This is a genomic window from Streptosporangium vulgare, from assembly GCF_042428775.1.
Lineage (GTDB): Bacteria > Actinomycetota > Actinomycetes > Streptosporangiales > Streptosporangiaceae > Streptosporangium > Streptosporangium vulgare.
Window position 1 is genome coordinate 27,698 of record NZ_JBHMBS010000026.1, and the last position, 21,300, is coordinate 48,997.

Below are 21,300 nucleotides of genomic sequence, written 5' to 3' on the forward strand. Positions count from 1 at the left end.
ATGAGAGCATGTGCGTATGGCCCGGCCCGATCTGAACCTGCTGGTCACACTGGACGTCCTGCTTGAGGAGGGCAGCGTGACGCGGGCGGGGGAACGGCTTGCGCTCAGCCCGTCCGCGATGAGCCGCGCGCTCGCGCGGTTGCGGCGGGCCACGGGTGATCCGCTGCTGGTGCGGGCCGGCCGGGGATTGGTGCCCACGCCCCGCGCCCTGGAGCTGCGCGCTCGCGTGCGTGGCCTGGTCCAGGAGGCCGAAGAGGTTCTGAGGCCGGCCGAGAAGCTGGACCTGGCGACGCTGGAGAGGACTTTCACGTTGCGCAGCAGCGACGGGTTCGTGGAGAGGTTCGGACCCGCGTTGGTGGCCATGGTCGGCAGACAGGCGCCTGGCGTGCGGCTCCGGTTGACGCGGAAGACCAGGAAGGACGTCGGCCCCTTGCGAGACGGCGGTGTCGACCTGGAGACGGGCGTCGTCGAGCACGCCATGCCTCCGGACGTCTTGAGCAGGCCACTGTTCACCGACCGGTTCATCGGGGTGGTGCGGAGGAAGCACCCGCTGAGCACCGGGAAGGTCACGCCGGCCCGCTACGCCTCCTCGCGGCACGTGCACGTCTCGCGGCGCGGTCTGACGGAGGGGCTGGTGGATGAGGCTCTTCGCCCGACGGGCCGCCGGCGGGAGATCGTGACGGTCGTGGACGGCTTCGGCGCCGCGCTGGCGCTGGCGAAGGCCTCGGACCTGGTCGCCACGGTTCCGGAGCGTCACACCGCGAACCTGCGGCGAGGGATGTGCTCCTTCGAGTTGCCCTTCCGCGCTCCCGAGGTGACGGTGTCGTTGCTGTGGCACGTCCGGCTCGACGCGGACCCGGCTCACCGGTGGCTGCGCGACTGCGTGATCGGTGTGTGTCTGCGGGAGACCGGAACGGAAGGCACGGACGGGCAGGCTCGCGAGCCGGAAGAGCCCGGCCCCGGGGCCGCTCAGGCGACATCGTGACCAGGGGCGCGGGACGGCGATCGCCCCGCCTCCTCCCTCGCCGCCCCGGCCGCCGCACCTCGTACCGGCCCGCCCCGCGGTAGGCCGTTGACGGCACCCTGGGCGGGCGCGGGCGCCCACCCAGGGACCACGGGAGCCGTGGAAGCTAAAGGAGCGAGAGCGCCTTGGACACGCCCGGGTCGCGCCCGGTGGCCAGGTCGAGGGCGGTCAGGGGAGCGTGGTGGTCGACCGGCACCCCGATCGTGTCGATGATCTCGCGGTCGGGGCCGAGGTGGCGGACCTTGGGCAGCAGCAGGACGCTGCCGTCGTCGAGGAGGAACGCGGCGGCGGGACCGGAGACGGCTCCGGCGGTGCGGGTCCCCACGAGGGTGCCCAGGCCGTTGCCCCTCACGGCCGCGCTGAAGTCCTCGCAGGCCGAGGCGCACCCGCGGTCGGTGAGGACGACCAGGCGCAGGCCGAGCAGCGGGACGCTGTCGTCGGTCCTGTTGGGCACGCACTCACCCTTGGGCGGGCAGAAGTAGCTGGTGACCTTGCCGTGCGCGAACGCGCCGAGCAGCCGCGTCACCTCGCGAGGCGATCCGCCGCCGTTGCCGCGCAGGTCGAGGATGACCGCCTTGGGCTCGCCCCCCAGCTTGGCGATGACCTGGTCGGCGGCGCCCTCGTGGAATCCGGGCAGCTGGACGTACGCGACGTCGCCGGGAAGCGTCTTCGACGTCACCGCCGGAGGCTGCCGGGTGATCGGCCCCTCCTTGAGGTCGATGGTGCGGATCCGTCCCGTCGTGGGGCGCTTGAGAGTGACCCGTACCGTGCCTGAGGCGAGGGCCTCGATGAAGCTCTGGTTCGCCCTTCCCCCGACGAACGGCGGCATGCCGTTGGCCTTGAGCACGATGTCGCCGGGCCTGACACCGGCCTTGGCGGCGGGGCTGCCGGGCAGGACGCGGGTGATGAACAGCGGTGGCCGGGCCGCCGGGTCGAGTTCCCGGCCCCGGACGGCGGACGCGCCCGCGATGCCCGTTCCGACGGGGCCGCCCTCCGGCGGCGGGGACGGCCTCTCCCAGCGGGCGTGGTTGTCGTGCAGCCCGGCGACCATGCCGGTGATCGCGGCGCGCAGCGCGGCGGGGTCGCCGGTGCCCAGGACCTTCGCGAAGGCGGCCCAGTCGGTGTCGCGGTCGCCGGTGAGCGCGGGCAGTTGGAGGCCGGGCCGGTCGGCGCCGCGCCGCATCAGGTCCTGGGTGTAGGCGGCCAGGGCGTTCTTCAGCAGCTCCCTCGAATCCAGAACGGGAGCGCCGTAGTAGTTGTCCAGCACGCAGAAGTACGCCTGCCTGAGCGTGTTCACCGAGGTCGGCGGCGCCGATTCCGGCGGCGGGGCCGTGACGGGCGCGCAGCCCCCGTCCGGGGCGGCCGGTGAGGACGAGGGCTTCGGCCGGGGCGACGGATCCGCCGCGAATGCCGGGGCGGCCGCGGACACGGAGCAGGCCGTCACCAGGACGGCCGCGCAGAGGGTTCTGATCATGCCCGTCAGCGTGGCCGGAAGCGGGTTTCGCGGCGGTGAACGGATCGGTTAACGCCGCTGTTACCTCTGTTCGGGTAGGAACGTCGGCATGCGGGTTCTGGTGGCCGAAGACGAACGCGACCTGGCCGATCTCGTGGCGATGGGACTGCGCCGCCACGCCATGGCCGTCGACGTGGTGTACGACGGCGACGCGGCGGCCGAACGGCTGGCGCTGCACGACTACGACGTCCTCGTCCTGGACCGGGACCTGCCCGGGACGCACGGCGACCTCGTGTGCCGTGAGCTGGCGGCGCGCGGGAGCCGTACGCGGATCCTGATGATGACGGCGGCGGCGTCGGTGCCCGAGCGGGTCGAGGGCCTCGGGATGGGCGCCGACGACTACCTGCCCAAGCCGTTCGACTACGCCGAGCTGGTCGCGCGGGTGAAGGCGCTGGGGCGGCGCAGCCGGTCGCCGGTACCGCCGGTGCTGGCGCGGCACGGGATCGTGGTCGACACCCACCGGCTCCAGGCGTCGCGGGACGGGCGGCACCTGCACCTGTCGCTCAAGGAGTTCGCCGTCCTGGAGGTGCTGATGAGGGCGGACGGCGCGGTGGTGAGCTCCGAACGGCTGCTCGAGGAGGCCTGGGACGAGAACGCCGACCCGTTCACGACGGTGGTGCGGGTCGTGGTCAGCCGCCTGCGGGCGAAACTGGGCGACCCGCCGTGCGTCCAGACGATTCCCGGCGCGGGATACCTGCTGTGACGACGGTCCGGGTACGGCTCACCCTGGCCTACTCCGGGCTGTTCCTGCTGACCTCGGTCATCCTGCTCGTCACGGTCAACCTGCTGCTGAGCCGGGCGCTGCACACGCGGATCGCGCGGTTCCCGGTGCCGCCGCCCCCCGCGCCGGTGGCACCGGTGCAGGGGATGCCGGATGTGCCGGGTATGCCGGCGGATCGGCCGTTGCCGGTGCCGCTGCCCGACCTGGTGGACGACGTCATCGGCTACCAGTGGGAGGTGACCGCGCTGACGGTCGGGATCCTCGCGGTGGTGTCGGTGGTCGTCGGATGGCTGGTCGCCGGGCGGATCCTGCGGCCCGTCCACCGGATCACCGCGACCGCGCGGCGGTTGTCGCTGTCGAACCTGCACGAGCGGATCGCGCTCACCGGGCCGAAGGACGAGCTGAAGGAACTGGCCGACACGTTCGACGCGATGCTCGACCGGCTCGAACGCTCGGTCGAGGGGCAGCGGCGGTTCGTCGCGAACGCCTCCCACGAGCTGCGCACCCCGCTCGCCGTCCAGCGGGCGGCGATCGAGATCGGCCTCCCCGAGGACGTCGGCGAGATCCGCGACAAGCTCCTGTTCCACAACCGCCGCACCGAGAACCTCATCGACGCCCTGCTCGTCCTGGCCCAGGCGGAACACGGCCTGGAGAGGCGGCGACCGGTGGCCCTGGACCAGGTGGTACGCCTCGTCCTGGCCGAGGAGGGCTCCGGCGACGTCACCGTGACGGCACGGACCGAGCCGTTCGTCGTCCACGGCGACCCGATCCTGCTGAACCGGCTCGTCACCAACCTCGTCGACAACGCGGTCCGCCACAACCATCCCGGCGGAACCGCCGAGGTGACGCTCGCCGGTGGGGTCCTGACCGTCAGGAACACCGGCCCGGAGGTGCCGGAGGAACGTTTCGGCGACCTCTTCGAGCCCTTCCGGCGGCTGCACACGACCCGGGAGCAGGGCGCCGGGCTCGGGTTGTCGATCGTCGCCTCGATCGCGAAGGCGCACGGGGCCGGCGTACGGGCGAGCCCCAACCCGGGGGGCGGGCTGGAACTCGTCGTGGCGTTCGCCGGGCATCGGGACCGGAGGTGGGACGCTCCGCCGACGCCCCCGGGCTTCCCGCCGGACCGGACCGGACTCACCGGCCGTACGGCCTGGTGGACCTGACGACGCGCCGGAGACGCGCGGCCCGGAGGGTCACGACCGGACGCGGGGCTCCGTGGGCGCCTCGCCGAACACCCACGGGTCGGCCTCGCATTCGGCGATGAAGTCGCCGGGAAAGCCCACCTCGAACTCCGTCGCCGCTTCCAGGCGCCGGACCGCCTCCCCGGGGAGGACGACGCCGGCCGCGCCCAGGTTGTCGGTGAGCTGCCCGACGTTCCTCGCGCCGACGATCGGGTGGACGGCGGGGGAGCGGGCGCGGGTCCAGGCGATCGCCACCTGGGCCGCCGTGACGCCCAGGTCGTCCGCGACCTTCCGGACGGCATCCGCGACCGCGTGGTCCCGCGCGGTGAGGGAGCCGGGATCGACCCGGGTGTCCCCTCCCGCTTCCGTGGCCGCCCGGCCGGTGAACTTCCCGGACAGCACGCCGCCGGCGAGCGGCCCCCACGCGGCCACGCTCATCCCGAACGCCTCGGCCATCGGCAGCAGCTCCCGCTCCACGTCGCGCCTGAGCAGGTTGTACGGCACCTGCAGGCCCGCGAACGGCGTCCAGTCCCGCCACTCCGCCAGGGTGTCGGCGCGGCTGATCAGCCACGCCGGGGCGTTCGAGACGCCCACGTAGAGGATCTTCCCGGCGCGTACGGCGTCGTCCAGCGCCCGCATCGTCTCCTCCACCGGGGTGTGGCGGTCCCACAGGTGCACCCAGTACAGGTCGATGTGGTCGGTCCGCAACCGCCGCAGGCTGCGCTCCAGGGACAGGGTGAGGTTCTTTCGGTGGTTGCCCGCGGCGTTCGGGTCGGTGCGGTCGCGGGAGAGCGTGTACTTGGTGGCGACGACGAAGCGGTCCCGGCGGCCGGCGAGGAGCTCGCCGAGGATCTCCTCGCTCTCGCCGTACGCCGAGGCCGTGTCGACGACGTTGCCCCCGGCGTCGGCGTAGGTGTCGAGCATGGCCCGGTACTCCTGCGGCACGTCGGGGCCGCCGCGCCTGTAGAAGGTCATCGCTCCGAAGAACAGCTCGGACACCCGCAGCCCGGTCCGGCCCAGTGGTCGGTAACGCAAGGAAGGTCCTTTCCGGTGGTCGGTGGTCGTGGGAACCGCGCGCGCGGGCCCCGTGTCGTCGGGGTCCCGCCGGAACCGGGCCGCCCGGAACCGTCTCGCCGGGACCGGGCCGGGCGGGACGCGAACCGGGCCGCCTCGGGCCGCTCCTGGAGGCTCCGGGGCCGCCCGCCCGCTCCCCGCCCGCGGTGTACGTCTCCGCGTACCCCGGACGGTGAACGCGCTCACGGGTCCGAGCCTGGCAGCCGGGACCGTGCCCGGGAAGGCCGCGGTGAGACCAGCCCTGACAGGGCCACGATCCCGGCTCCGCGACCCGCCCCGCGCATCCCGGCGCCGCCCGCATGCGCGGGGCGGGCGGGAACCCCTAGGCGGCGGCTTCGCGGATGAGGTCGGCGACCGCGGCGGGCTGGGAGATGTGGACGGCGTGGCTGGCGATGACCTCGACGGCCGTCGCTTGGGCGCGCTCGGCCATCGCGCGCTGGGCGGGCGGCGGGATCATCCGGTCCTCGGTCGCGACGAGGTACCAGCTGGGCTTGTGCCGCCAGGCCGGTTCGGTGACCGCCCCGGCGAGGGCGTCCACGCCGCAGGGGACCTGGGAGTCGGCCATGAACGCGGCCACCTGGCCGGGCAGGTCGGCGGCGAACGAGGCGGCGAACCTGTCGCGGTCGAGGAGGAGGAAGCCCTCCACGGGAGGGAGGACGGGCGGTACCGGCGCGCCGGGCGGTGGGGCGGCGGTGAGGGTGCTGACCGATTCGCCCCTGTCGGGGGCGAACGCGGCGACGTAGACCAGTGACGCGACGTTGGGGTGGGTGCCGGCCTCGCTGATGACGGCCCCGCCGTAGGAGTGGCCGACCAGGACGGCCGGGCCGTCGAGGCCGTCCAGGACCCGTCGGGTCACCGCGACGTCGTCCTCCAGCGACCGGGTGGGGTTCTGCGCGATGTGGACGCGGAGTCCGTCCCTGGTCAGCTCGTCGTGGACGCCCCGCCAGCCGGATCCGTCCACGAAGCCGCCGTGCACGAGCACGATGTTCCCGGTGGTGGTCATGGTCGGCTCCCGCGGCTGGACGGACAGGCCCGGCGCCTGTCCCGGTGTTCTCCATCCAAGTCGCGCGACCCCGGCCCGGCCACGCAGAACAGGACGCAGAAGTAGGCCCGAGCCGTCAGGCGTCCGCCAGGTCGCGGCGGCGGCGGCTCGCCCCGGCCTCGCGGAGACAAGGGCGGCGGCCGCGACGCCGAGGGTGAAGACCTCGTACCAGTGCGGCGCGTGCGTCCACCGGTCGGGGAACCGGTGCATCGACTCGGCGCACTCGCGGACGCCGAGCCGTGTTCACAGCAAGGATGTGGTGCTTTGCCACGGCCGAGAACGAGCGCGAAACCTTGACGGATTCGGCGCGTGATCTCTAGCCTCGCGAGGCGACCGGCCGGACACGAGATCCCCGGGCGAGTGCTCCTCGTCGACGTCCTGCCGCGGGACCGGCCGGGAAAGATCGTGGAAAAGGAGTCGCGCGGCCTTCTCGGCGCCGCGACGGGTTCAGAGGGAGGCGCGTGAGATGTCGGTATCTCCGGTAGGCGGGCGGGACCGGGGCTCCTTCGCCCGGCGGGGGGCGTGGACCACCGGACGGGCAGGTGCCGGGGGCGGGTCCACACCGTGCCGTCCCCGGCGTCGTCCCCGGCGCGCGCGTAGGAGGTCGTGAGCAGGGTGCGGATCGGAATCTTCCTGGTCGCGGCCGGGTTTCCCGGCAGGCCGCACGGACGGGTGCTGCGTGACTGCGTGGAGGCGATCGAGGTCGCGGAGGAGGCGGGATTCGACGACGCGTGGATCGCCGAGCACCACTTCATGTCGTACGGGGTCTGCCCGTCGGCGGCGACGCTGGCGGCCGTGGCGCTCGGGCGCACGCGGACGATCGGGGTGGGGACCGCCGTGAGCGTGCTGTCCACGTGGCACCCGGTGGCGCTGGCGGAGCAGGCGGCGATGTTGCACCACCTGTCCGGGGGGCGTTTCACGCTGGGGGTCGGCAGGGGCGGTCCCTGGGTCGACCTGGAGGTGTTCGGCACCGGCCTGGCGAGGTTCGAGCACGGCTTCGCCGAGTCGCTCGACCTGCTGTGCCGGGCCATGGAGGGGCGCACGGTGTCGGCCGAGGGGGAGTTCTTCCGTTTCCGCGAGGTCGCGATGGTCCCGGCGGCGTCGATGCGGCCCGTCGTGGCGTGCACCTCGCCGGAGACGACGCGGCTGGCTGCCGGGCGGGGGCTGCCGATGCTGCTCGGCATGCACCTGGACGACGCGGGCAAGGCCGCGATGCTCGCCGACTACGACGCGGCGTCCCCACCCGCGACGGAGGCGGGCACGGGAGCCGGGATGGGATCCGGCACGGACACGGCCCGGCATGCGGTCCGGCACCTGGCCGCCGTCGTCGGGCACGTGGCCGACTCGACGAGGGCGGCCGTACGGGAGCTGAAAGCCGCCATGCCCCGCTGGCTGGAGCCCGGCCTGGCGGGATACGTGCCGGTGGACGGCCGGCGGCGGCCCGTGCGGGACGTGGGGGAGTACGTCGACTTCCTGACCGGCGTCCATCCGGTGGGTGACGCCGACCACTGTGTGGAGACGATCCGGCGCACCCGCGAGGTGACCGGGCTCGAACACCTGATCCTCATGGTCGAGGGTACGGGTGAGCACGCCCGCACCCTGGAGAACATCCGCCGGCTGGGCGCCGAGGTGCTGCCCGGGCTCGGCGGCTGACCCCTGACGGCGCTGGTGGCGCTGATCCTCGACGGCCTGGAACGCGGCCGACGTCTCGGGCGTCCCGGGCGTCTCGGGCGACACCATGCGGCTCGACCGGGCGCCCGGCGGCTGATCGACCGGATCGTCCGGCACTGATCTGATCTACATTGTAAAGCCGGTCGGCTGGTCGATCAAACCACAACCCGCAAACACAAAACAACCCTCCTGGGTCGACAAGGGTTTGTCGTCCGGCATTTCTTCCCACATTTCGGGCTTTTTGTAAGCTGTAACGAAATATCCACTAGAAAGATTTTCTGACCGCTTATCTGTGTGTAAGTGAAATCGCGACCCATATCGCAACAAAACGCTGCTTAACGATTTTAATTTTCTTGACACGGCGGAATGGCGATGACACTTTTACTTACGCTTGGCGTGCCGATCCAGGTCAGCGCCTCGCGCGTTCTCAACCGCCGTCAGGGGCGCGCCCGTCAGGGGGTGCGCGGCAACCCCTGATCCCGCTCGACTCAGCTCGGAGGTGCGGTCATGCGTAACCCTTTTCGTAGGATCTCCACGACGGCCGGCATCGTGGGGGCGATGCTTCTCGCGATGTCCCAGACCTCGGCGATCGCGGTTCCGGAGAGGTCCGCCCCGCCGCCCGCGCCCGCCCCGGTTCCCGCGCCCGCCCCCGCGGGAGGTGAGGCCGGTTCGAGAAACTCGGCTTCCCCGGACAACGGCCGGGCGCCCGCCGCGGTGTGCGTCTTCCAGACCAGAGGCGACTACGTCCACATCTCCGGGTCCGCCTTCGAGGCGTCCGGGCACGGCTGGTGGGTCAACGGCAACTGCAACGCCACGCTGGCGATCGTCACCGTCCAGCTGCAGCAGTACTACGCTGACGGCAGCTGGAGAAACGCCGGTACGGCGGGCACCGCGACGGTGAGGTCCGGCGGCGGGGCCGGCAACCGCGCGACCGGGCGCGGGGTCTGCACCAGCGGCAGCCTGACGGGGTGGCGTAGCGTCATCGACGTCGACCTGGTCGGCCTGGCCGACGACCCGGGCAAGCTCTACACGCCGGGGCAGAACATCTACTGCAGGCTGTAACGCGGGAGGGGCGACGTGAGTATCAGACGACCCGGCGGCACCATGTTCGCGGCTCTGTACGGTGAGCTGGAGCCGCATCCGTGGCGGGATCCTCTCGTCGCCTCCTCCGACGCCTACAGCCTGTTCGTCGCGAGGTCGTCCGCGATGGGATGGCTCACCGAGGCCGAGGAGGACGCGTCAGGCGGCCTGTGGGGGATGAACGACGCCGGGCAGGACCCGGTCCCGGCCTCGCGGGCCCCGGCCTCCGCGGCCTTCGGCGAACCGCGGCCGGCCCGGGTCGCGTGGTTTCAGGTGTCGCTGACCAGGCCGGTCCCGGCCGGCCGGCCGTTGCCGGTGCAGGCGTTCCTGTCGTGCGTGGACGACGTCGTGGCGCGGGTCGGCACCGTTCGTCTGCGGGCGGTTCGGCTCCTGCTGCCCGTGCAGAGCCTCGACGCGTCCGCGGGCGCGTCGTCGCGCGTGGGCGCCGTGATGCCCCTGCTCCAGGAGACGGGCTGGTTCGCCGACGGCGACCCGCGCCTGAGGACACGGGTGCGGGTGACACTGGACGGCGGGCAGGATCCGTCCGTCCGCTCGGCGGCGCCGGGGATGCTCCGGTGGATGCGGGAATTCGATCAGGACGTCTTCTCGTGTGACGCGGTCTCCGTGACAGATGACGACGATTCGGTCTCCGTGGCGGACGGCGACGAGGTGGTCCTGGAGCCCACCGTCATCGACGAGGTGTGGCTCGGTCCCGCTCGCCACCGGGCCATCTTCCACGGCACCCTCGCCGAGTGGTCGCTGGACGCCGTGGGATGGCTGGCCGCCTTCCTCGCCGAGGCGAGTTGCCGGTACGGGGTCGAGACCCCGTTGATGCTCACGGCCCGCCGCTTCGCGGAACCCGGTTCACACACCGGCTGAGTCCGGCGGCGGCCACGCCGGGGGCGCGGGCCGCCGCCGGACACGAGGCCGCCGGGCGGGCCCGGCTCGCTGGAGGCGCCTGGAGGCGCGGGGGCGTCACCACCACCGGCCGTCACCCGGCGCCGGAGGTGGCGTGCCGCCGTCATCCGGCGCCGGGGGTGGCGTGCAGGTGCATCCGCAACCGGACGTGAGAGCGGCCGTCGCTCTGGCAGATGGTGAACTCGTCGCAGAGGCGGCCCATCAGCCACAGCCCGAACCCGCGGACCGCGCCGGGACCCGGCCGGCGGCGGTCGGCCTGGTCGGGGGCGAGGCGTCCGGCGTCGTCGACGACGTCGACGACGAGGTCCTCCTCGTCGCGCCAGACGCTCACGCTCCCGGCCGCGTCGCCGTGTTCCAGCACGTTGATGACGGCCTCGTTGGCCGCCAGCAGCAGGTCGTCGCGTCGTGTCCCAGCGAGGCCCACCTGGCTCATGTAGCGCTGCAGATGCCGGCGCAGGCCGATCAGGTCGGTGCTGATCGGCCAGTGGCCACGCTGATCGGTGTGCATGTGCGTCCCCTTACGTGATTACCGTCCATGGCGTTCAGCGGGGGGCTACCGACGTGTCTGCCATGATCAGAACGGTCGCTGTGAAAGTTGTGCAAGAGGAACTACCCGTTCTGACCTGCTCAATCATCGATCCTGGGCGGGAGCGCTCCCGCCCCAGGTGAAACCGTCCGACATCCTTCGTGAACCGGACATCAGTCCCGGCGGCGCCGCGTGTGCGCCGGCACTCGGCCACGTATCGGACGGGTGTCCGCCGTTCCCGGGCAGGGGCGGTGGCGGGGAGTGTGTTCCGTGAGGGTTCCCGGGGCGGGACCCCACCCGGACGCGGGTCCCTCCCGCGTTTCTCACGTTTTCCGGTCGCCGGACGTCTTCAAGGGTGAAGAGTGGGGGCCGCGCGGGCGGCCCCGCAGCGCTGGAAGGGACGAAGTGAGATGGCCAGGACCCACACCGTCATCGCGTCGCCGCTGGGTGACCTGACCGCGGTCGCCGAGGACGGCGTGCTGAGCGGGCTGTACTTCGAGCGGCACCTCCGCGGCCCCGGGCCGGAGGAGCGGGGCGTCTACCGCGATTCGGGCTTCGAGGAGGTCCGCCGCCAGCTGGGGGAGTACTTCGCCGGTGAGCGGACCCGCTTCGAGCTCCCGCTGGCCCCCCGGGGGGATGCGTTCCAGCAGCGGGTGTGGCGGTTGCTGACGGAGATCCCCTTCGGCGAGACCCGCTCGTACGGGGAGCTGGCGCGGCGGCTGGGGAACGTGTCACTGGCCCAGGCGGTCGGCGCCGCGAACGCCCGCAACCCGGTGAGCGTGATCGTGCCCTGTCACCGGGTGGTGGGCGCGGACGGCGGCCTGACCGGTTACGCCGGGGGGCTGGAGCGCAAGCGGTTCCTGCTGGACCTGGAGGAGCCTGCCGCCCTGAAGGCGACGAGGTTGTTCTGAGCGAGGTTGTTCTGAGCAGGGCTGTTCTGCGTGAGGTTGTTCCAGGGGACGCTGTTTCGTGCGAGGCCGTTCCGGAAGCCGTGCCTCGCCGGGACGCGGCCGGTCGACGGGCAAGGTGGGACCATGCGACCCTTCGAGGAGATCGTGACCGAGTACGGGCCCATGGTGCTGCGCGTGTGCCGGGCGGTGCTGGGGCCTCAGGACGCCGAGGACGCCTGGTCGGAGACCTTCCTGGCGGCACTGAAGGCGTACCCGGACCTGCCGCCCGGGGCGAACGTCGAGGCGTGGCTGGTGACGGTCGCCCACCGCAAGGCCATCGACGTCACCCGCGCCTCCGCTCGCAGGCCCGTCCCGGTGGAGGCGCTGCCGGAGCGTCCCAGCCGCGTCGGCCGGCCGGAGGAGTGGGACGGCGATCTGTGGCGGGCCCTCGGGGCGTTGCCGGTCCGGCAGCGCCAGGCGGTGGTCTACCACTACCTGGCCGGACTGCCGTACAAGGAGATCGCCGCCCTGCACGGCGGGAGTACCGACGCCGCCCGCAGGGCGGCGGCCGACGGCATCAAGACCCTGCGCACCACCTATCCGCGACCGGCCGAGCAGAGGGAAGTGGCCCGATGAGCACCGCATCCGATCCCCGCGGCGAACGGCTGTTCGCGGCGCTTCCCGTCCAGGACGCCCCCGCGATGGCCCGGCTGCGCGGGCGGCTCGCCGAGCGGGCGCTGCGCGAGGGCGTCCTCGACGTCGCCTACCGCACCCTGGAGACACCGGTCGGGACGCTGCTGCTGGCCGCGACCGCTCAGGGGCTGGTGCGGATCGCCTACGCCGTCCAGGACCACGACGCCGTGCTCCGGCAGCTCGCCGAGGTGATCAGCCCGCGCGTGCTGTGCGCTCCGGCCCGCCTGGAGGAGACGAGCCGGCAGCTGGAGGAGTACTTCGCCGGCCGGCGCACCGGGTTCGACCTTCCGCTGGACTGGCGGTTGTCGAAGGGGTTCCGGCGCGAGGTGCTCAGGCACCTGGGGGAGATCGGCTACGGCCGTACCGAGAGCTACGCCCAGGTCGCCGCCGCGGCGGGCAGTCCCCGGGCGGTCCGCGCGGTGGGCAGCGCCTGCGCCACCAACCCGCTGCCCGTCGTGGTGCCCTGTCACCGGGTGGTGCGCTCCGACGGCGGCGCCGGGGGGTACGCGGGCGGTGCCGAGGCCAAGCGTGCCCTGCTCGCCCTGGAGGGGGCCGGGTGACGGGATCACCAGGACCCCCTCCCGGCCGTGGCGTCGAGGAAGACGGTTCAGGTCGTGGGCGTCGAAGGCCTCGGGCCGCTCGTCCTTGAGCGCGCGAGCGCCGCCCATGGTCGTCACTTCCTCGACGGGGGGCCTTCCGGCGATGGACGTGCCATCACGGCGGCCGGCCTTCGCCCGGGGCCGGGCGCCGCGATGGCGTGCGCGATCGCGGCGGCGGTCCGGGCGCTGTGTGTCAGTTGAGCTCGCCGGGGTGGATGACGACCTTGGTCCAGCCGAGATCCCTGCGGTCGAAGTGCTCGTAGCCGTCCGGTGTGTCGTCCAGGTTCAGCTCATGCGAGACGACCCAGGACGGCCGGGCCTTCCCTTCGTGGATGAGCGTGCGGAGCTGCCGGTTGTAGCGCTTCACGTTGCACTGGCCGTTGCCGATCATCTGGCCCTTGAACCAGAACATCCCGTAGTCGAAGGCGATCTCGCCCTGCTTGAAGAGGTCGTCCGGGCTGCCGGGGTCCGACGGGATGAAGACGCCGACGACGCCGATGGTCCCGGTGAACTTGACCGATTTGACGAGGTCGTTGAGCGTCATGTTGGGGTGCTCGTGCCCCTGTGGGTCGTGGGCCTGGTAGCCCACGCACTCGCAGCCCCGGTCGGCGCCCAGGCCCTTGGTGAGCTCCATGACCTGATCGACCGGTGGCGACTGGGAGTCGTCGATCGCGATCGCGCCGATCTCCTCGGCTTTGGCGAGCCGGTCGGGGTGGCGGTCGACGATCATCACCTTGCTCGCGTTCTTGAGCGTGGCGGAGTAGGCGGCCATCAGCCCGACGGGTCCCGCTCCGTAGATCACGACCGAGTCGCCCGCCTCCACCTGGGCGAGTTGGGTCGCGTGCCAGCCGGTCGGCCAGATGTCGGCGAGCATCACGTAGTCGTTCTGCTTCTCCTTCGCGTCGTCCGGGAGGACGAGGCAGTTGAAGTCGCCGTAGGGCACGCGCAACAACTCGGCCTGGCCGCCGCTGTAGGGCCCCATGGCCGCGAAGCCGTAGGCCGCCCCGGCCATGCCCGGCTCGGGATTGGTGGTGAGGCAGTAGGCCGTCAGGCCCTTTTCGCAGTTCGCGCAGAAGCCGCACGAGATGTTGAACGGGATGCAGACCACGTCGCCGACGCGGACGTGGTCGACGGCCGATCCGACCTCGACCACTTCGCCGAGGTTCTCGTGACCGAGGACGCGGCCCGTCTCGAAGTCGGTCCGGCCTTCGTACATGTGCAGGTCCGACCCGCAGATGTTGGTCGTGGTGATGCGAACCAGGACATCGGTGGGCCGCTCTATGCGCGCGTCCGGGACTTCCTCGACGTTTACCTGTCGAGGCCCGTTGTACACGATCGCTTTCATGATTTCCTCGCATGCGGTTGATTGCGAAGGATCGCCTTACCCGTCGACGACGGGGCGAGAGTTCTACGCCGTACAGCAGGTCAACGGTTCGTTCCTCCTTCCTCGCTCGCCGCGGCCGCGCCCCTGGGCGGGCTCGGCGCCGGATTCACCGGGCGTCCGGGGCGGGCCTGCCGAGCTGATCGCCGAGACCGTCCCGGCCGCCTCAGAGCAGCAGGTCGAAGACACGTGTCGTGCGTTCCCACTGCTCGGTCGCGGGGTTCTTCACCTCCGGATCCACGATCTTGAAAGCCTGGGCCAGTGCCACCGACAGGCCGCCGACGATCTCGGGCAGGCGGCCGACGGTCTCCTCGCCGACCGACAGGTCGAGCGGAGGCAGCGTGGCGAGCTGCTCCAGGACGGGTTTCAGCTCGATGTCCTCGTCGAGGAGGCGGAACCGGTGGATGCTCTCCTGGAGGCCCTTGGTGACGGGTAGATCCCAGGGTTCGATGATGTCGCGACGGTTCGCCTTGGCGTGGGCCTGGCCGATCACCAGAAGGTCGTAGAGCTTGTCGTTCACGAAGTCGCCGTAGCGCCGGAGGTCGTCCTTGTCGACATCGATCCCTGCGGCGCTGCGGAAGAAGCGTTCGAATCTCGGCACCGCCATGACAGCCATGGAGGTCTCCTTCCTTCCGGCCCGGAGTCACTCTCCGGCCTGGAGGTAGTCGTGGATCAGTCGTACGGCCATGGCGCCCTCACCGACCGCCGCGGCCACCCGCTTGATCGACCCGCTCCGCACGTCCCCGGCCGCGAACACGCCCGCCCTGCTCGTCTCCAGCGGAAACGGCCGGCCGGCGGAGTCGGGCGTGCCTTCCCTGCCTGACCGGGTGGCGTCCGCGCCCGTCAGGATGTAGCCCCGCGCATCGAGCGCGATCTCGTCGGCCAGCCAGGCGGTGTAGGGCTCCGCGCCGATGAAGATGAACATCGCGCGGGCCTCGATCGTGGAACGCTCGCCGGTGACGTTGTTCTCGGCGATGACCGCGGCGAGCCTTTCTTCTCCCATCAGCTCCCGGACCTCGGTGTTCAGCATGATCTGGATCTGGGGGTGCCGTTCGATCTCGACGGCCAGGTAGCGGGACATGTTCGCAGACAGCGCGTCCTCGCGCACGAGCAGCCGGACGCGGGCGGCGTGCCGGGCCAGGAAGAGGGCGGCCTGGCCGGCCGAGTTGCCTCCGCCCACGACGACGATCGGATCCCGCTCGCACATCTGGGCTTCGAACATGGTCGCCGCGTAGTAGACGCTCGTGGGCTCGAACCTTTCCAGGTTCCCGACGTCGAGCCTCCGGTAGCGGACGCCGGTCGCGACGATCAGGGTGCGCGCGCGGATCGTGCCGCCCTCGCCCACGGTGACGACGTGATCGCCCGCGTCCAGGCGCAGCCCGCACGCCTGTGCGGGGACGCAGAAACGCGCGCCGAACTTGCCGGCCTGGATCGCCGCCCGCTCCGCCAGTTCGCCGCCGGAGATCCCGGACGGGAAGCCGAGGTAGTTCTCGATCCGCGAGGAGGTGCCCGCCTGGCCGCCCGTCGCGACATCGTCCAGGACCGTCGTCGCGAGGCCCTCCGACGCCCCGTAGACCGCCGCCGCCAGCCCCGCCGGCCCGGCCCCGATGACGAGCAGGTCGCATCGGGTCTCCTGCACCCGTGGTGCGAGGAGCCCGATCGCCCGGGCCAGTTCCGCGTTGCTCGGGTTGCGAAGCACCCTCTCGCCACGCAAGATCACGACCGGGGTCTCCTGCGGGGTGAGGCCCATGCTCCGCAGGAACCGCTCCGCCTCCTCGTCCTGCTCCAGGTCGATCCACCGGTGCGGCAGCCGGTTGCGTGCCGCGAACTCCCGCAGCCGCCGGGAGTCGGCCGAGAAGCGCGAGCCGATGACGCGGAAGCCCGCCCCCAGCCCGATGAGCATCGTGCGGCGGATGAGGTAGGCCCGCAAGATGAGGTCGCCGAGTGCCGGATCCCCGGCGACCAGGCGGCGGAGCGCGTCCGCCGGCACGGCGAGAACCTCGCCGTCCTCGGCCACCACGCCGGTGACGAAGCCCACCTGGCCGGTGAGCACGTTGAGCTCTCCCAGGAACCGGCCTGCCCCGTGGACGCCGATCACCTGGTCGTCCGTTCCGAATCCCTCGACCGTGGCGACCTTGCCGGCCAGGACCGCGAAGAACTCGGCGCACGGAAGACCCTCCGCGTACAGGATCTCGTCCCGGCGGACGCGGCGCCGCTCGCCGTGCGGGGCCAGCGCCTGGAGCTGCGCGTCGCTCAGCCGCGGGTAGGCCCCCTGCGGGTCCGGCGTCTCGTGAAGCTCAGGCGGCCAGCGCATCGTCCACCCATTCGCGCAGGACGGGGGCCGGCGCCGCGCCCGACCGCTGGGTGAGGACCCGGCCCTGATCGATCACGACAAGGGTCGGGACGGCCTGTACGGCGAAGCGTTGCGAGAGCCGGGGCGCTTCGTCCACGTTCACCTTCACCAGCTTCAGGCGACCGGCAAGATCGGCCGCGACCTGCTCCAGCGCCGGGCTGACCATGCGGCACGGGCCGCACCAAGGGGCCCAGAAGTCGACGACCACCGGGATCCGGGCCGCCTCGACGACCTCGCCGAAGTCGTCGTCCCCGGCCTCGGTGACCCAGGGAAGCGGCTGGTGGCAGACGCCGCACCGCGGGATCCCCGAGGTGGCCCTGGGCAGCCGGTTCCTCCGCCCGCATTTCGAGCATTGGACGACGCTCGCGTCCTTGGTCTGTGACCGCATGGTCAGACCTCCGGATTCCCCTACGTCATCGAGGGTGTGCCGCCGGTCGGTGCGACATGGATGACTGCCCCGTCGAGGGCGTCGCCGGCGTCCAGTTCGCCGGTCTCGGCGGCCGCTCGGTGACGAGCCGCTGCTCGGCCTCGTCCACATTCCCACGCTAGCTCCGCCGCCAAAGGCGCTTTGCGGCACCCCCCCGACGCTGACCAGCGGCTATCCCCGCCGGTGATCCCTTTCTGTCGTTTCTGCCGTGTTCGGGCCGTCTCCCGGGAGCCGGCGGCGTATGCCGACTGGGACGGTTCGCTGCGACAGGCGGCCGGCGCCCGAGTGAAGTACGGCGAACTTCCCCTGAAGCACGGCGAACTTCCACGAAACCGGACGAAGGCGAACCGGCGTCAAGAACGCGTATGGATCCGCATGAATTTCTAGGCTCCCGGCGGCCGGGCCGGTAGGGAATATGGGGTGTCTCGTCTTTTCCTCCGGCGCCCCCTCCCGGTTCCTCTCCAGCGCCCCCTCGTGGCCGCGCCGCGTCGTGCGGGACGTCCCGCCGTCCCCTCGCCGGCCGGTGGCCATCGGCCACGCCACCCTCGTCCCCGCCGGACGTCCCTCGTCCGCCCGCTTCCATCTCGCCGCCGCCGGACGTGACCGGCGGCAGGGCGGACATCGGCACCCGGCGGCCGGTGGCGCGACAGCGCGCCGCACACCCCCGCCGGGAGCCGGGCGACGACGTGGAGCGCAGGGAGAAAGAGACAGTGGCAGGTACGTCGACATCGGCACGGGCGCACTCGGGGATGCGCGGGTGGTTGCTGAAGGGGCTGCAACGCTCCGACCCCAGGGCCGGCGGCCCGCACCACGAGGAGCCGCCCGAGCGCCAGCACTCCTGGTGGCAGGTGATGTGCCTGACGGGGGTGGACTACTTCTCCACCCTGGGCTACCAGCCGGGCATCGCCGCGCTGGCCGCCGGTGCCCTCAGCCCGCTGGCGACGTTGCTGCTGGTGGCGCTGACCCTGTTCGGCGCGCTGCCGACCTACCGGGCGGTGGCCGGGCAGAGTCCGCACGGGCTGGGCTCGCTGTCGATGCTGGAGCGCCTGCTGCCGGGCTGGCGCGGCAAGCTGCTGGTGCTGTTCCTGCTCGGGTTCGTGGCCACCGCGTTCATCGTGACCATCACCCTGTCGGCGGCCGACGCCACCGCCCACATCCTGCACAACCCGTTCGTGCCGCGGTTCATGTCGGGCTGGCAGGTCCCGGTCACCCTGGCGCTGATCGCCGCGCTCGGCGGGGTGTTCCTGGTCGGGTTCAGCGAGGCCATCTCGATCGCCGTCGTCCTGGTCGCCCTCTACCTGGTGCTGAACGTGGTCGTCCTGGTCACGGCCCTGCGCCGGGTGCTCGCCGATCCCGCGCTGGTCAGCGACTGGGGTGAGGCGTTGACGGCCGAGCACTCCAGCCCGCTCGCGATGGTCGCGGTCTCGCTGTACGTGATGCCCAAGCTCGCCCTCGGCCTGTCGGGTTTCGAGACGGGCGTGGCGGTGATGCCGCTGGTCAAGGGGGACCTCGCCCGGCGGATCGGCGGCGCGAGGAAGCTGCTGACCACCGCGGCGGTCATCATGAGCGTCTTTTTGATCACCTCCAGCTTCGCCACCACCGTGCTCATCCCGGCGAAGGAGTTCGCCGAGGGCGGCGCGGCCAACGGGCGCGCCCTGGCCTACCTGGCGCACGAGTATCTGGGTGACGGGTTCGGCACCGTCTACGACCTGTCGACCATCGCGATCCTGTGGTTCGCCGGGGCCTCGGCGCTGGCCGGGCTGCTCAACATCGTGCCGCGCTACCTTCCCCGCTACGGCATGGCCCCCGACTGGTCTCGCGCCGCCCGGCCGATGGTGCTGGTCTTCACCGCCATCTCCTTCCTCATCACCCTGTTCTTCGGCGCCGACGTGGAGTCCCAGGGCGGCGCCTACGCCACCGGCGTGCTCGCGCTGATCCTGTCGGCCGCGGTCGCGGTCACCCTGGCCGCCTGGAACGAGGGCCGTACCCGCGCGGCGGTCTCGTTCGGGGTCATCACGCTGATCTTCGCCTACGCCACCGTCGCCAACGTCATCGAACGTCCCGACGGCCTGGTGATCGCCCTGCTGTTCGTGCTGGCCATCGTGATCACCTCGCTGATCTCCCGGGCCACCCGCTCCACCGAGCTGCGCGTCACCAAGGTCACCCTGGACGACCTGGCCCGCCGCTACGTCAGTGAGTCGGGGGAGATCCGGCTGATCGCCAACGAGCCGCACGAGCGTGACTGCAAGGAGTACGTCGACAAGGCCCGCGAGGCCTGGGAGCTGCACCGGCTGCGTACCGGTGAGGGCCTGCTGTTTTTGGAGGTGAGCGTCTCCGACGCCTCGGAGTTCGCCGGTGAGCTGCACGTCGTCGGCGAGGAGCGTCACGGGTTCCGCATCCTGCGGATGGAGAGCCCGACCATCGCCAACGCCATCGCCGCCCTGCTGCTGTACCTGCGTGACCAGACGGGCAAGACCCCGCACGTCTACTTCCACTGGGCCGCCGAGGGCAACCCGGTCGGCGCGTTGCTGCGCTACCTCGTCTTCGGGGGTGGTGACATCCCGCCCCTCACCCGCGAGGTGTTGCGCCAGGCCGAGCAGGAGACCGCCCGCCGTCCTCTGGTCCACGTCGGCTGAGACCGGAGCCGTCCTCGCCCGCCGGTTCCGAAGGCCGCCCCCTCACCCAGCTCCGCCCCCGGTCTCGGCCCCGGGTGAGGGTGAGGGCGGCGAGGCGGGCCGCGGCGGGCTGGCCGAGGAGGATTCCGAGGAGGACCAGCGCCAGCCCGCACAGCTGCCGCGCGGTGAGGGCCTCCGCGGCGATCATCGTGCCGAGCAGCACCCCGGTCACCGGGTTCAGCAACCCGACGAGTCCCACCGTCGCGGCCGGCAGGTGCCGCAGGCCCGCGAACCAGGCGGCGAAGGCGAGGGCCGTCGCGACGACGGTGACGTAGCCGAACCCGAGGATCGCGGGCCCGTCCAGGGCCGGCGGCGGGCCCTCCAGCGCGACGGCGAAGGGCAGCAGGACCAGGCCCCCGGCGACGAGCTGCCACGAGGTCGAGGCCAGCGTGCCGGCGCCGGTGGTCCATCTCTTGGCCAGCACGTAGCCGAACGACGACATCACCATGGCCGCGACGGACGCGAGCACGCCGAGGGGGTCGGCGGCGGCCGTGCCGGTGAACAGCAGGAGGCACACCCCCGCGATGCCGATGCCCGCCGCGGCCAGGTGCGCGATCCGTGGCCGTTCGGCGAGCATCGGCCAGGCCAGGAGCATCATCACCACGGGCGACGTCGCCATGATCGTCGAGGCGACGCTCGTGGGCAGCAGCTGGGCCGCCAGGTAGACGAGCGCGAAGAACGCGCTCATGTTGAGCGTTCCGAGGACGAGGGATCGCCACCACCACGGCCCGTGCGGGAGCCTGCCGCTCAGCAGGAGGAGCAGCAGGCCCGCGGGCAGTGCCCTGATGGCCGCTCCGTACAGGGGGTAGCCGGACGGGAGGAACTGGTGGGTGACGAAGTAGGTGGTCCCCCACGCGATCGGTGCCGTCGCCGTGACCAGTGTCCAGCGAAAGGTAGCTTCCATGGAAGGAATATAGCTTCTCGGGAAGCTATGCTCGGGGCATGAGCGAACCTCTGGACCACGTCGCCCGCATCCAGTGGGAGTGGGCTCGCGAGCGCCCGGATCTGGACGTGAGCCCGCAGGGGGTGATCGGGCGCCTGCACCGGCTGGCCGGGCACCTCACCGAGCAGCTCTGCGTCGTCTACCGGCGCTACGGGCTCGGGGAGGGGGAGTTCGACGTCCTGGCCACCCTGCGGCGCGGGGGAGCGCCCTTCGAGCGCGCTCCGGGGGAGCTGGCCGCCTTCACGATGGTCACCACCGGCGCGATGACCAAGCGCCTCGACCGGCTCGAACGCGACGGGCTCGTCACCCGCCGTCCGAGCGAGAGCGACGGCCGGGGGCGGGTGGTCGCGCTCACCGCCGCGGGCAGGGAGCTGATCGACCGGGCGTTCGCCGAGCACATGCGCAACGAGCGCCGCCTCCTGCAGGACCTGTCCGCAGAGGAGGCGGCGCTGCTGGAGTCGCTCCTCACCACCTGGCTGGCCCGCTTCGAGACGCCTCATTAAATAAATCTACAATGTAGAGGCGATCGGTCGAGTTCAAGATCATTTACAGCGGACTGAAGACTCGTCACCGAAAAACAAGGGCGCCG

General features: G+C 71.8%; 20 protein-coding genes. 11 read left to right on the forward strand and 9 right to left on the reverse strand.

Annotated features, from left to right (window positions below; all coding sequences use genetic code 11):
• Positions 1 to 16 precede the first annotated feature (16 nt).
• On the forward strand, positions 17 to 985 hold the full coding sequence (locus tag ACFFRH_RS35205) for a LysR family transcriptional regulator (RefSeq protein ID WP_386161769.1): 969 nt from the start codon (positions 17 to 19) through the stop codon (positions 983 to 985).
• A gap of 145 nt (positions 986 to 1,130) precedes the next feature.
• Here ACFFRH_RS35205 and ACFFRH_RS35210 read toward each other — a convergent pair whose 3' ends face one another.
• Positions 1,131 to 2,498, reverse strand: coding sequence for a S41 family peptidase (locus ACFFRH_RS35210; RefSeq protein ID WP_386161771.1), 1,368 nt, complete (start codon positions 2,496 to 2,498; stop codon positions 1,131 to 1,133).
• Positions 2,499 to 2,586: 88 nt separating this feature from the next.
• On the opposite strand from ACFFRH_RS35210, the gene ACFFRH_RS35215 reads away from it, so the two are divergent.
• Together ACFFRH_RS35215 and ACFFRH_RS35220 are read left to right on the forward strand one after the other, a co-directional pair.
• Positions 2,587 to 3,240, forward strand: a complete 654-nt coding sequence (locus tag ACFFRH_RS35215) for a response regulator transcription factor (RefSeq protein WP_386161773.1) — start codon at positions 2,587 to 2,589, stop codon at positions 3,238 to 3,240.
• Positions 3,237 to 4,421 carry a sensor histidine kinase gene (locus ACFFRH_RS35220; RefSeq protein ID WP_386161775.1) on the forward strand — a complete coding sequence of 395 codons (1,185 nt, stop codon included), beginning with the start codon at positions 3,237 to 3,239 and terminating at the stop codon, positions 4,419 to 4,421. The genes ACFFRH_RS35215 and ACFFRH_RS35220 overlap by 4 nt, the downstream gene beginning before the upstream one ends.
• 30 nt (positions 4,422 to 4,451) lie before the next feature.
• Here ACFFRH_RS35220 and ACFFRH_RS35225 read toward each other — a convergent pair whose 3' ends face one another.
• Entirely contained in the window at positions 4,452 to 5,474 is a 1,023-nt protein-coding gene (locus ACFFRH_RS35225) for an aldo/keto reductase (RefSeq protein ID WP_386161776.1), read from the reverse strand.
• 361 nt (positions 5,475 to 5,835) lie between these two features.
• Positions 5,836 to 6,765, reverse strand: coding sequence for an alpha/beta fold hydrolase (locus tag ACFFRH_RS35230; RefSeq protein WP_386161778.1), 930 nt, complete (start codon positions 6,763 to 6,765; stop codon positions 5,836 to 5,838).
• A 396-nt stretch (positions 6,766 to 7,161) separates the two neighbouring features.
• Between ACFFRH_RS35230 and ACFFRH_RS35235 the strand changes: the two genes are divergently transcribed.
• The 3 genes from ACFFRH_RS35235 to ACFFRH_RS35245 all read left to right on the forward strand — a co-directional run bounded on the left by ACFFRH_RS35235 (position 7,162) and on the right by ACFFRH_RS35245 (position 10,185).
• Entirely contained in the window at positions 7,162 to 8,208 is a 1,047-nt protein-coding gene (locus ACFFRH_RS35235; protein ID WP_446697429.1) for an LLM class flavin-dependent oxidoreductase, read from the forward strand.
• Positions 8,209 to 8,784: 576 nt separating this feature from the next.
• Positions 8,785 to 9,288 carry a hypothetical protein gene (locus ACFFRH_RS35240; protein WP_386161780.1) on the forward strand — a complete coding sequence of 168 codons (504 nt, stop codon included), beginning with the start codon at positions 8,785 to 8,787 and terminating at the stop codon, positions 9,286 to 9,288.
• 15 nt (positions 9,289 to 9,303) lie between these two features.
• A complete protein-coding gene (locus ACFFRH_RS35245) occupies positions 9,304 to 10,185 on the forward strand; it encodes a hypothetical protein (RefSeq protein ID WP_386161782.1) in 882 nt (293 codons plus the stop codon).
• Between the two features lie 142 nt (positions 10,186 to 10,327).
• Here ACFFRH_RS35245 and ACFFRH_RS35250 read toward each other — a convergent pair whose 3' ends face one another.
• The gene (locus ACFFRH_RS35250; RefSeq protein WP_386161784.1) at positions 10,328 to 10,732 is read right to left on the reverse strand and encodes an ATP-binding protein; all 405 of its coding nucleotides are present in this window, start codon (positions 10,730 to 10,732) and stop codon (positions 10,328 to 10,330) included.
• A 428-nt stretch (positions 10,733 to 11,160) separates the two neighbouring features.
• Between ACFFRH_RS35250 and ACFFRH_RS35255 the strand changes: the two genes are divergently transcribed.
• From ACFFRH_RS35255 to ACFFRH_RS35265, 3 genes are all read left to right on the forward strand, one after another.
• Positions 11,161 to 11,661, forward strand: coding sequence for a methylated-DNA--[protein]-cysteine S-methyltransferase (locus ACFFRH_RS35255; protein WP_386161786.1), 501 nt, complete (start codon positions 11,161 to 11,163; stop codon positions 11,659 to 11,661).
• A 123-nt stretch (positions 11,662 to 11,784) separates the two neighbouring features.
• A complete protein-coding gene (locus tag ACFFRH_RS35260; RefSeq protein ID WP_386161787.1) occupies positions 11,785 to 12,276 on the forward strand; it encodes an RNA polymerase sigma factor in 492 nt (163 codons plus the stop codon).
• On the forward strand, positions 12,273 to 12,893 hold the full coding sequence (locus ACFFRH_RS35265) for a methylated-DNA--[protein]-cysteine S-methyltransferase (protein WP_386161788.1): 621 nt from the start codon (positions 12,273 to 12,275) through the stop codon (positions 12,891 to 12,893). Before ACFFRH_RS35260 ends, ACFFRH_RS35265 begins: the two co-directional genes overlap by 4 nt.
• Before the next feature lie 232 nt (positions 12,894 to 13,125).
• Here ACFFRH_RS35265 and ACFFRH_RS35270 read toward each other — a convergent pair whose 3' ends face one another.
• From ACFFRH_RS35270 to trxA, 4 genes are all read right to left on the reverse strand, one after another.
• Positions 13,126 to 14,277 carry a glutathione-independent formaldehyde dehydrogenase gene (locus ACFFRH_RS35270; protein ID WP_386161790.1) on the reverse strand — a complete coding sequence of 384 codons (1,152 nt, stop codon included), beginning with the start codon at positions 14,275 to 14,277 and terminating at the stop codon, positions 13,126 to 13,128.
• Between the two features lie 202 nt (positions 14,278 to 14,479).
• Entirely contained in the window at positions 14,480 to 14,929 is a 450-nt protein-coding gene (locus ACFFRH_RS35275; protein ID WP_386161792.1) for a DUF1931 family protein, read from the reverse strand.
• Between the two features lie 27 nt (positions 14,930 to 14,956).
• Entirely contained in the window at positions 14,957 to 16,627 is a 1,671-nt protein-coding gene (locus ACFFRH_RS35280; protein WP_386161794.1) for an FAD-dependent oxidoreductase, read from the reverse strand.
• Positions 16,611 to 17,054, reverse strand: coding sequence for a thioredoxin (gene trxA, locus ACFFRH_RS35285; RefSeq protein ID WP_386161795.1), 444 nt, complete (start codon positions 17,052 to 17,054; stop codon positions 16,611 to 16,613). Before trxA ends, ACFFRH_RS35280 begins: the two co-directional genes overlap by 17 nt.
• A gap of 749 nt (positions 17,055 to 17,803) precedes the next feature.
• On the opposite strand from trxA, the gene ACFFRH_RS35290 reads away from it, so the two are divergent.
• Entirely contained in the window at positions 17,804 to 19,729 is a 1,926-nt protein-coding gene (locus ACFFRH_RS35290; RefSeq protein WP_386161797.1) for an APC family permease, read from the forward strand.
• On the opposite strand, the gene ACFFRH_RS35295 is transcribed toward ACFFRH_RS35290, so the two are convergent.
• Positions 19,662 to 20,672 carry an EamA family transporter gene (locus ACFFRH_RS35295; RefSeq protein WP_386161799.1) on the reverse strand — a complete coding sequence of 337 codons (1,011 nt, stop codon included), beginning with the start codon at positions 20,670 to 20,672 and terminating at the stop codon, positions 19,662 to 19,664. The two genes, ACFFRH_RS35290 and ACFFRH_RS35295, sit on opposite strands and share 68 nt — an antisense overlap.
• A gap of 38 nt (positions 20,673 to 20,710) precedes the next feature.
• Between ACFFRH_RS35295 and ACFFRH_RS35300 the strand changes: the two genes are divergently transcribed.
• Positions 20,711 to 21,214, forward strand: coding sequence for a MarR family winged helix-turn-helix transcriptional regulator (locus ACFFRH_RS35300; RefSeq protein ID WP_386161801.1), 504 nt, complete (start codon positions 20,711 to 20,713; stop codon positions 21,212 to 21,214).
• Positions 21,215 to 21,300 lie beyond the last annotated feature (86 nt).

Excerpts from the sequence above, each read along its gene's own strand:
- ACFFRH_RS35205 (WP_386161769.1), top strand. The coding sequence starts at position 17 with ATGGCCCGGCCCGATCTGAACCTGCTGGTCACACTGGACGTCCTGCTT.
- ACFFRH_RS35210 (WP_386161771.1), bottom strand. The coding sequence starts at position 2,498 with ATGATCAGAACCCTCTGCGCGGCCGTCCTGGTGACGGCCTGCTCCGTG.
- ACFFRH_RS35215 (WP_386161773.1), top strand. The coding sequence starts at position 2,587 with ATGCGGGTTCTGGTGGCCGAAGACGAACGCGACCTGGCCGATCTCGTG.
- ACFFRH_RS35230 (WP_386161778.1), bottom strand. The coding sequence starts at position 6,765 with ATGCACCGGTTCCCCGACCGGTGGACGCACGCGCCGCACTGGTACGAG.
- ACFFRH_RS35240 (WP_386161780.1), top strand. The coding sequence starts at position 8,785 with ATGCTTCTCGCGATGTCCCAGACCTCGGCGATCGCGGTTCCGGAGAGG.
- ACFFRH_RS35250 (WP_386161784.1), bottom strand. The coding sequence starts at position 10,732 with ATGCACACCGATCAGCGTGGCCACTGGCCGATCAGCACCGACCTGATC.
- ACFFRH_RS35255 (WP_386161786.1), top strand. The coding sequence starts at position 11,161 with ATGGCCAGGACCCACACCGTCATCGCGTCGCCGCTGGGTGACCTGACC.
- ACFFRH_RS35260 (WP_386161787.1), top strand. The coding sequence starts at position 11,785 with ATGCGACCCTTCGAGGAGATCGTGACCGAGTACGGGCCCATGGTGCTG.
- ACFFRH_RS35265 (WP_386161788.1), top strand. The coding sequence starts at position 12,273 with ATGAGCACCGCATCCGATCCCCGCGGCGAACGGCTGTTCGCGGCGCTT.
- ACFFRH_RS35270 (WP_386161790.1), bottom strand. The coding sequence starts at position 14,277 with ATGAAAGCGATCGTGTACAACGGGCCTCGACAGGTAAACGTCGAGGAA.
- ACFFRH_RS35275 (WP_386161792.1), bottom strand. The coding sequence starts at position 14,929 with ATGGCTGTCATGGCGGTGCCGAGATTCGAACGCTTCTTCCGCAGCGCC.
- ACFFRH_RS35280 (WP_386161794.1), bottom strand. The coding sequence starts at position 16,627 with ATGCGCTGGCCGCCTGAGCTTCACGAGACGCCGGACCCGCAGGGGGCC.
- trxA (WP_386161795.1), bottom strand. The coding sequence starts at position 17,054 with ATGCGGTCACAGACCAAGGACGCGAGCGTCGTCCAATGCTCGAAATGC.
- ACFFRH_RS35295 (WP_386161799.1), bottom strand. The coding sequence starts at position 20,672 with ATGGAAGCTACCTTTCGCTGGACACTGGTCACGGCGACGGCACCGATC.
- ACFFRH_RS35300 (WP_386161801.1), top strand. The coding sequence starts at position 20,711 with ATGAGCGAACCTCTGGACCACGTCGCCCGCATCCAGTGGGAGTGGGCT.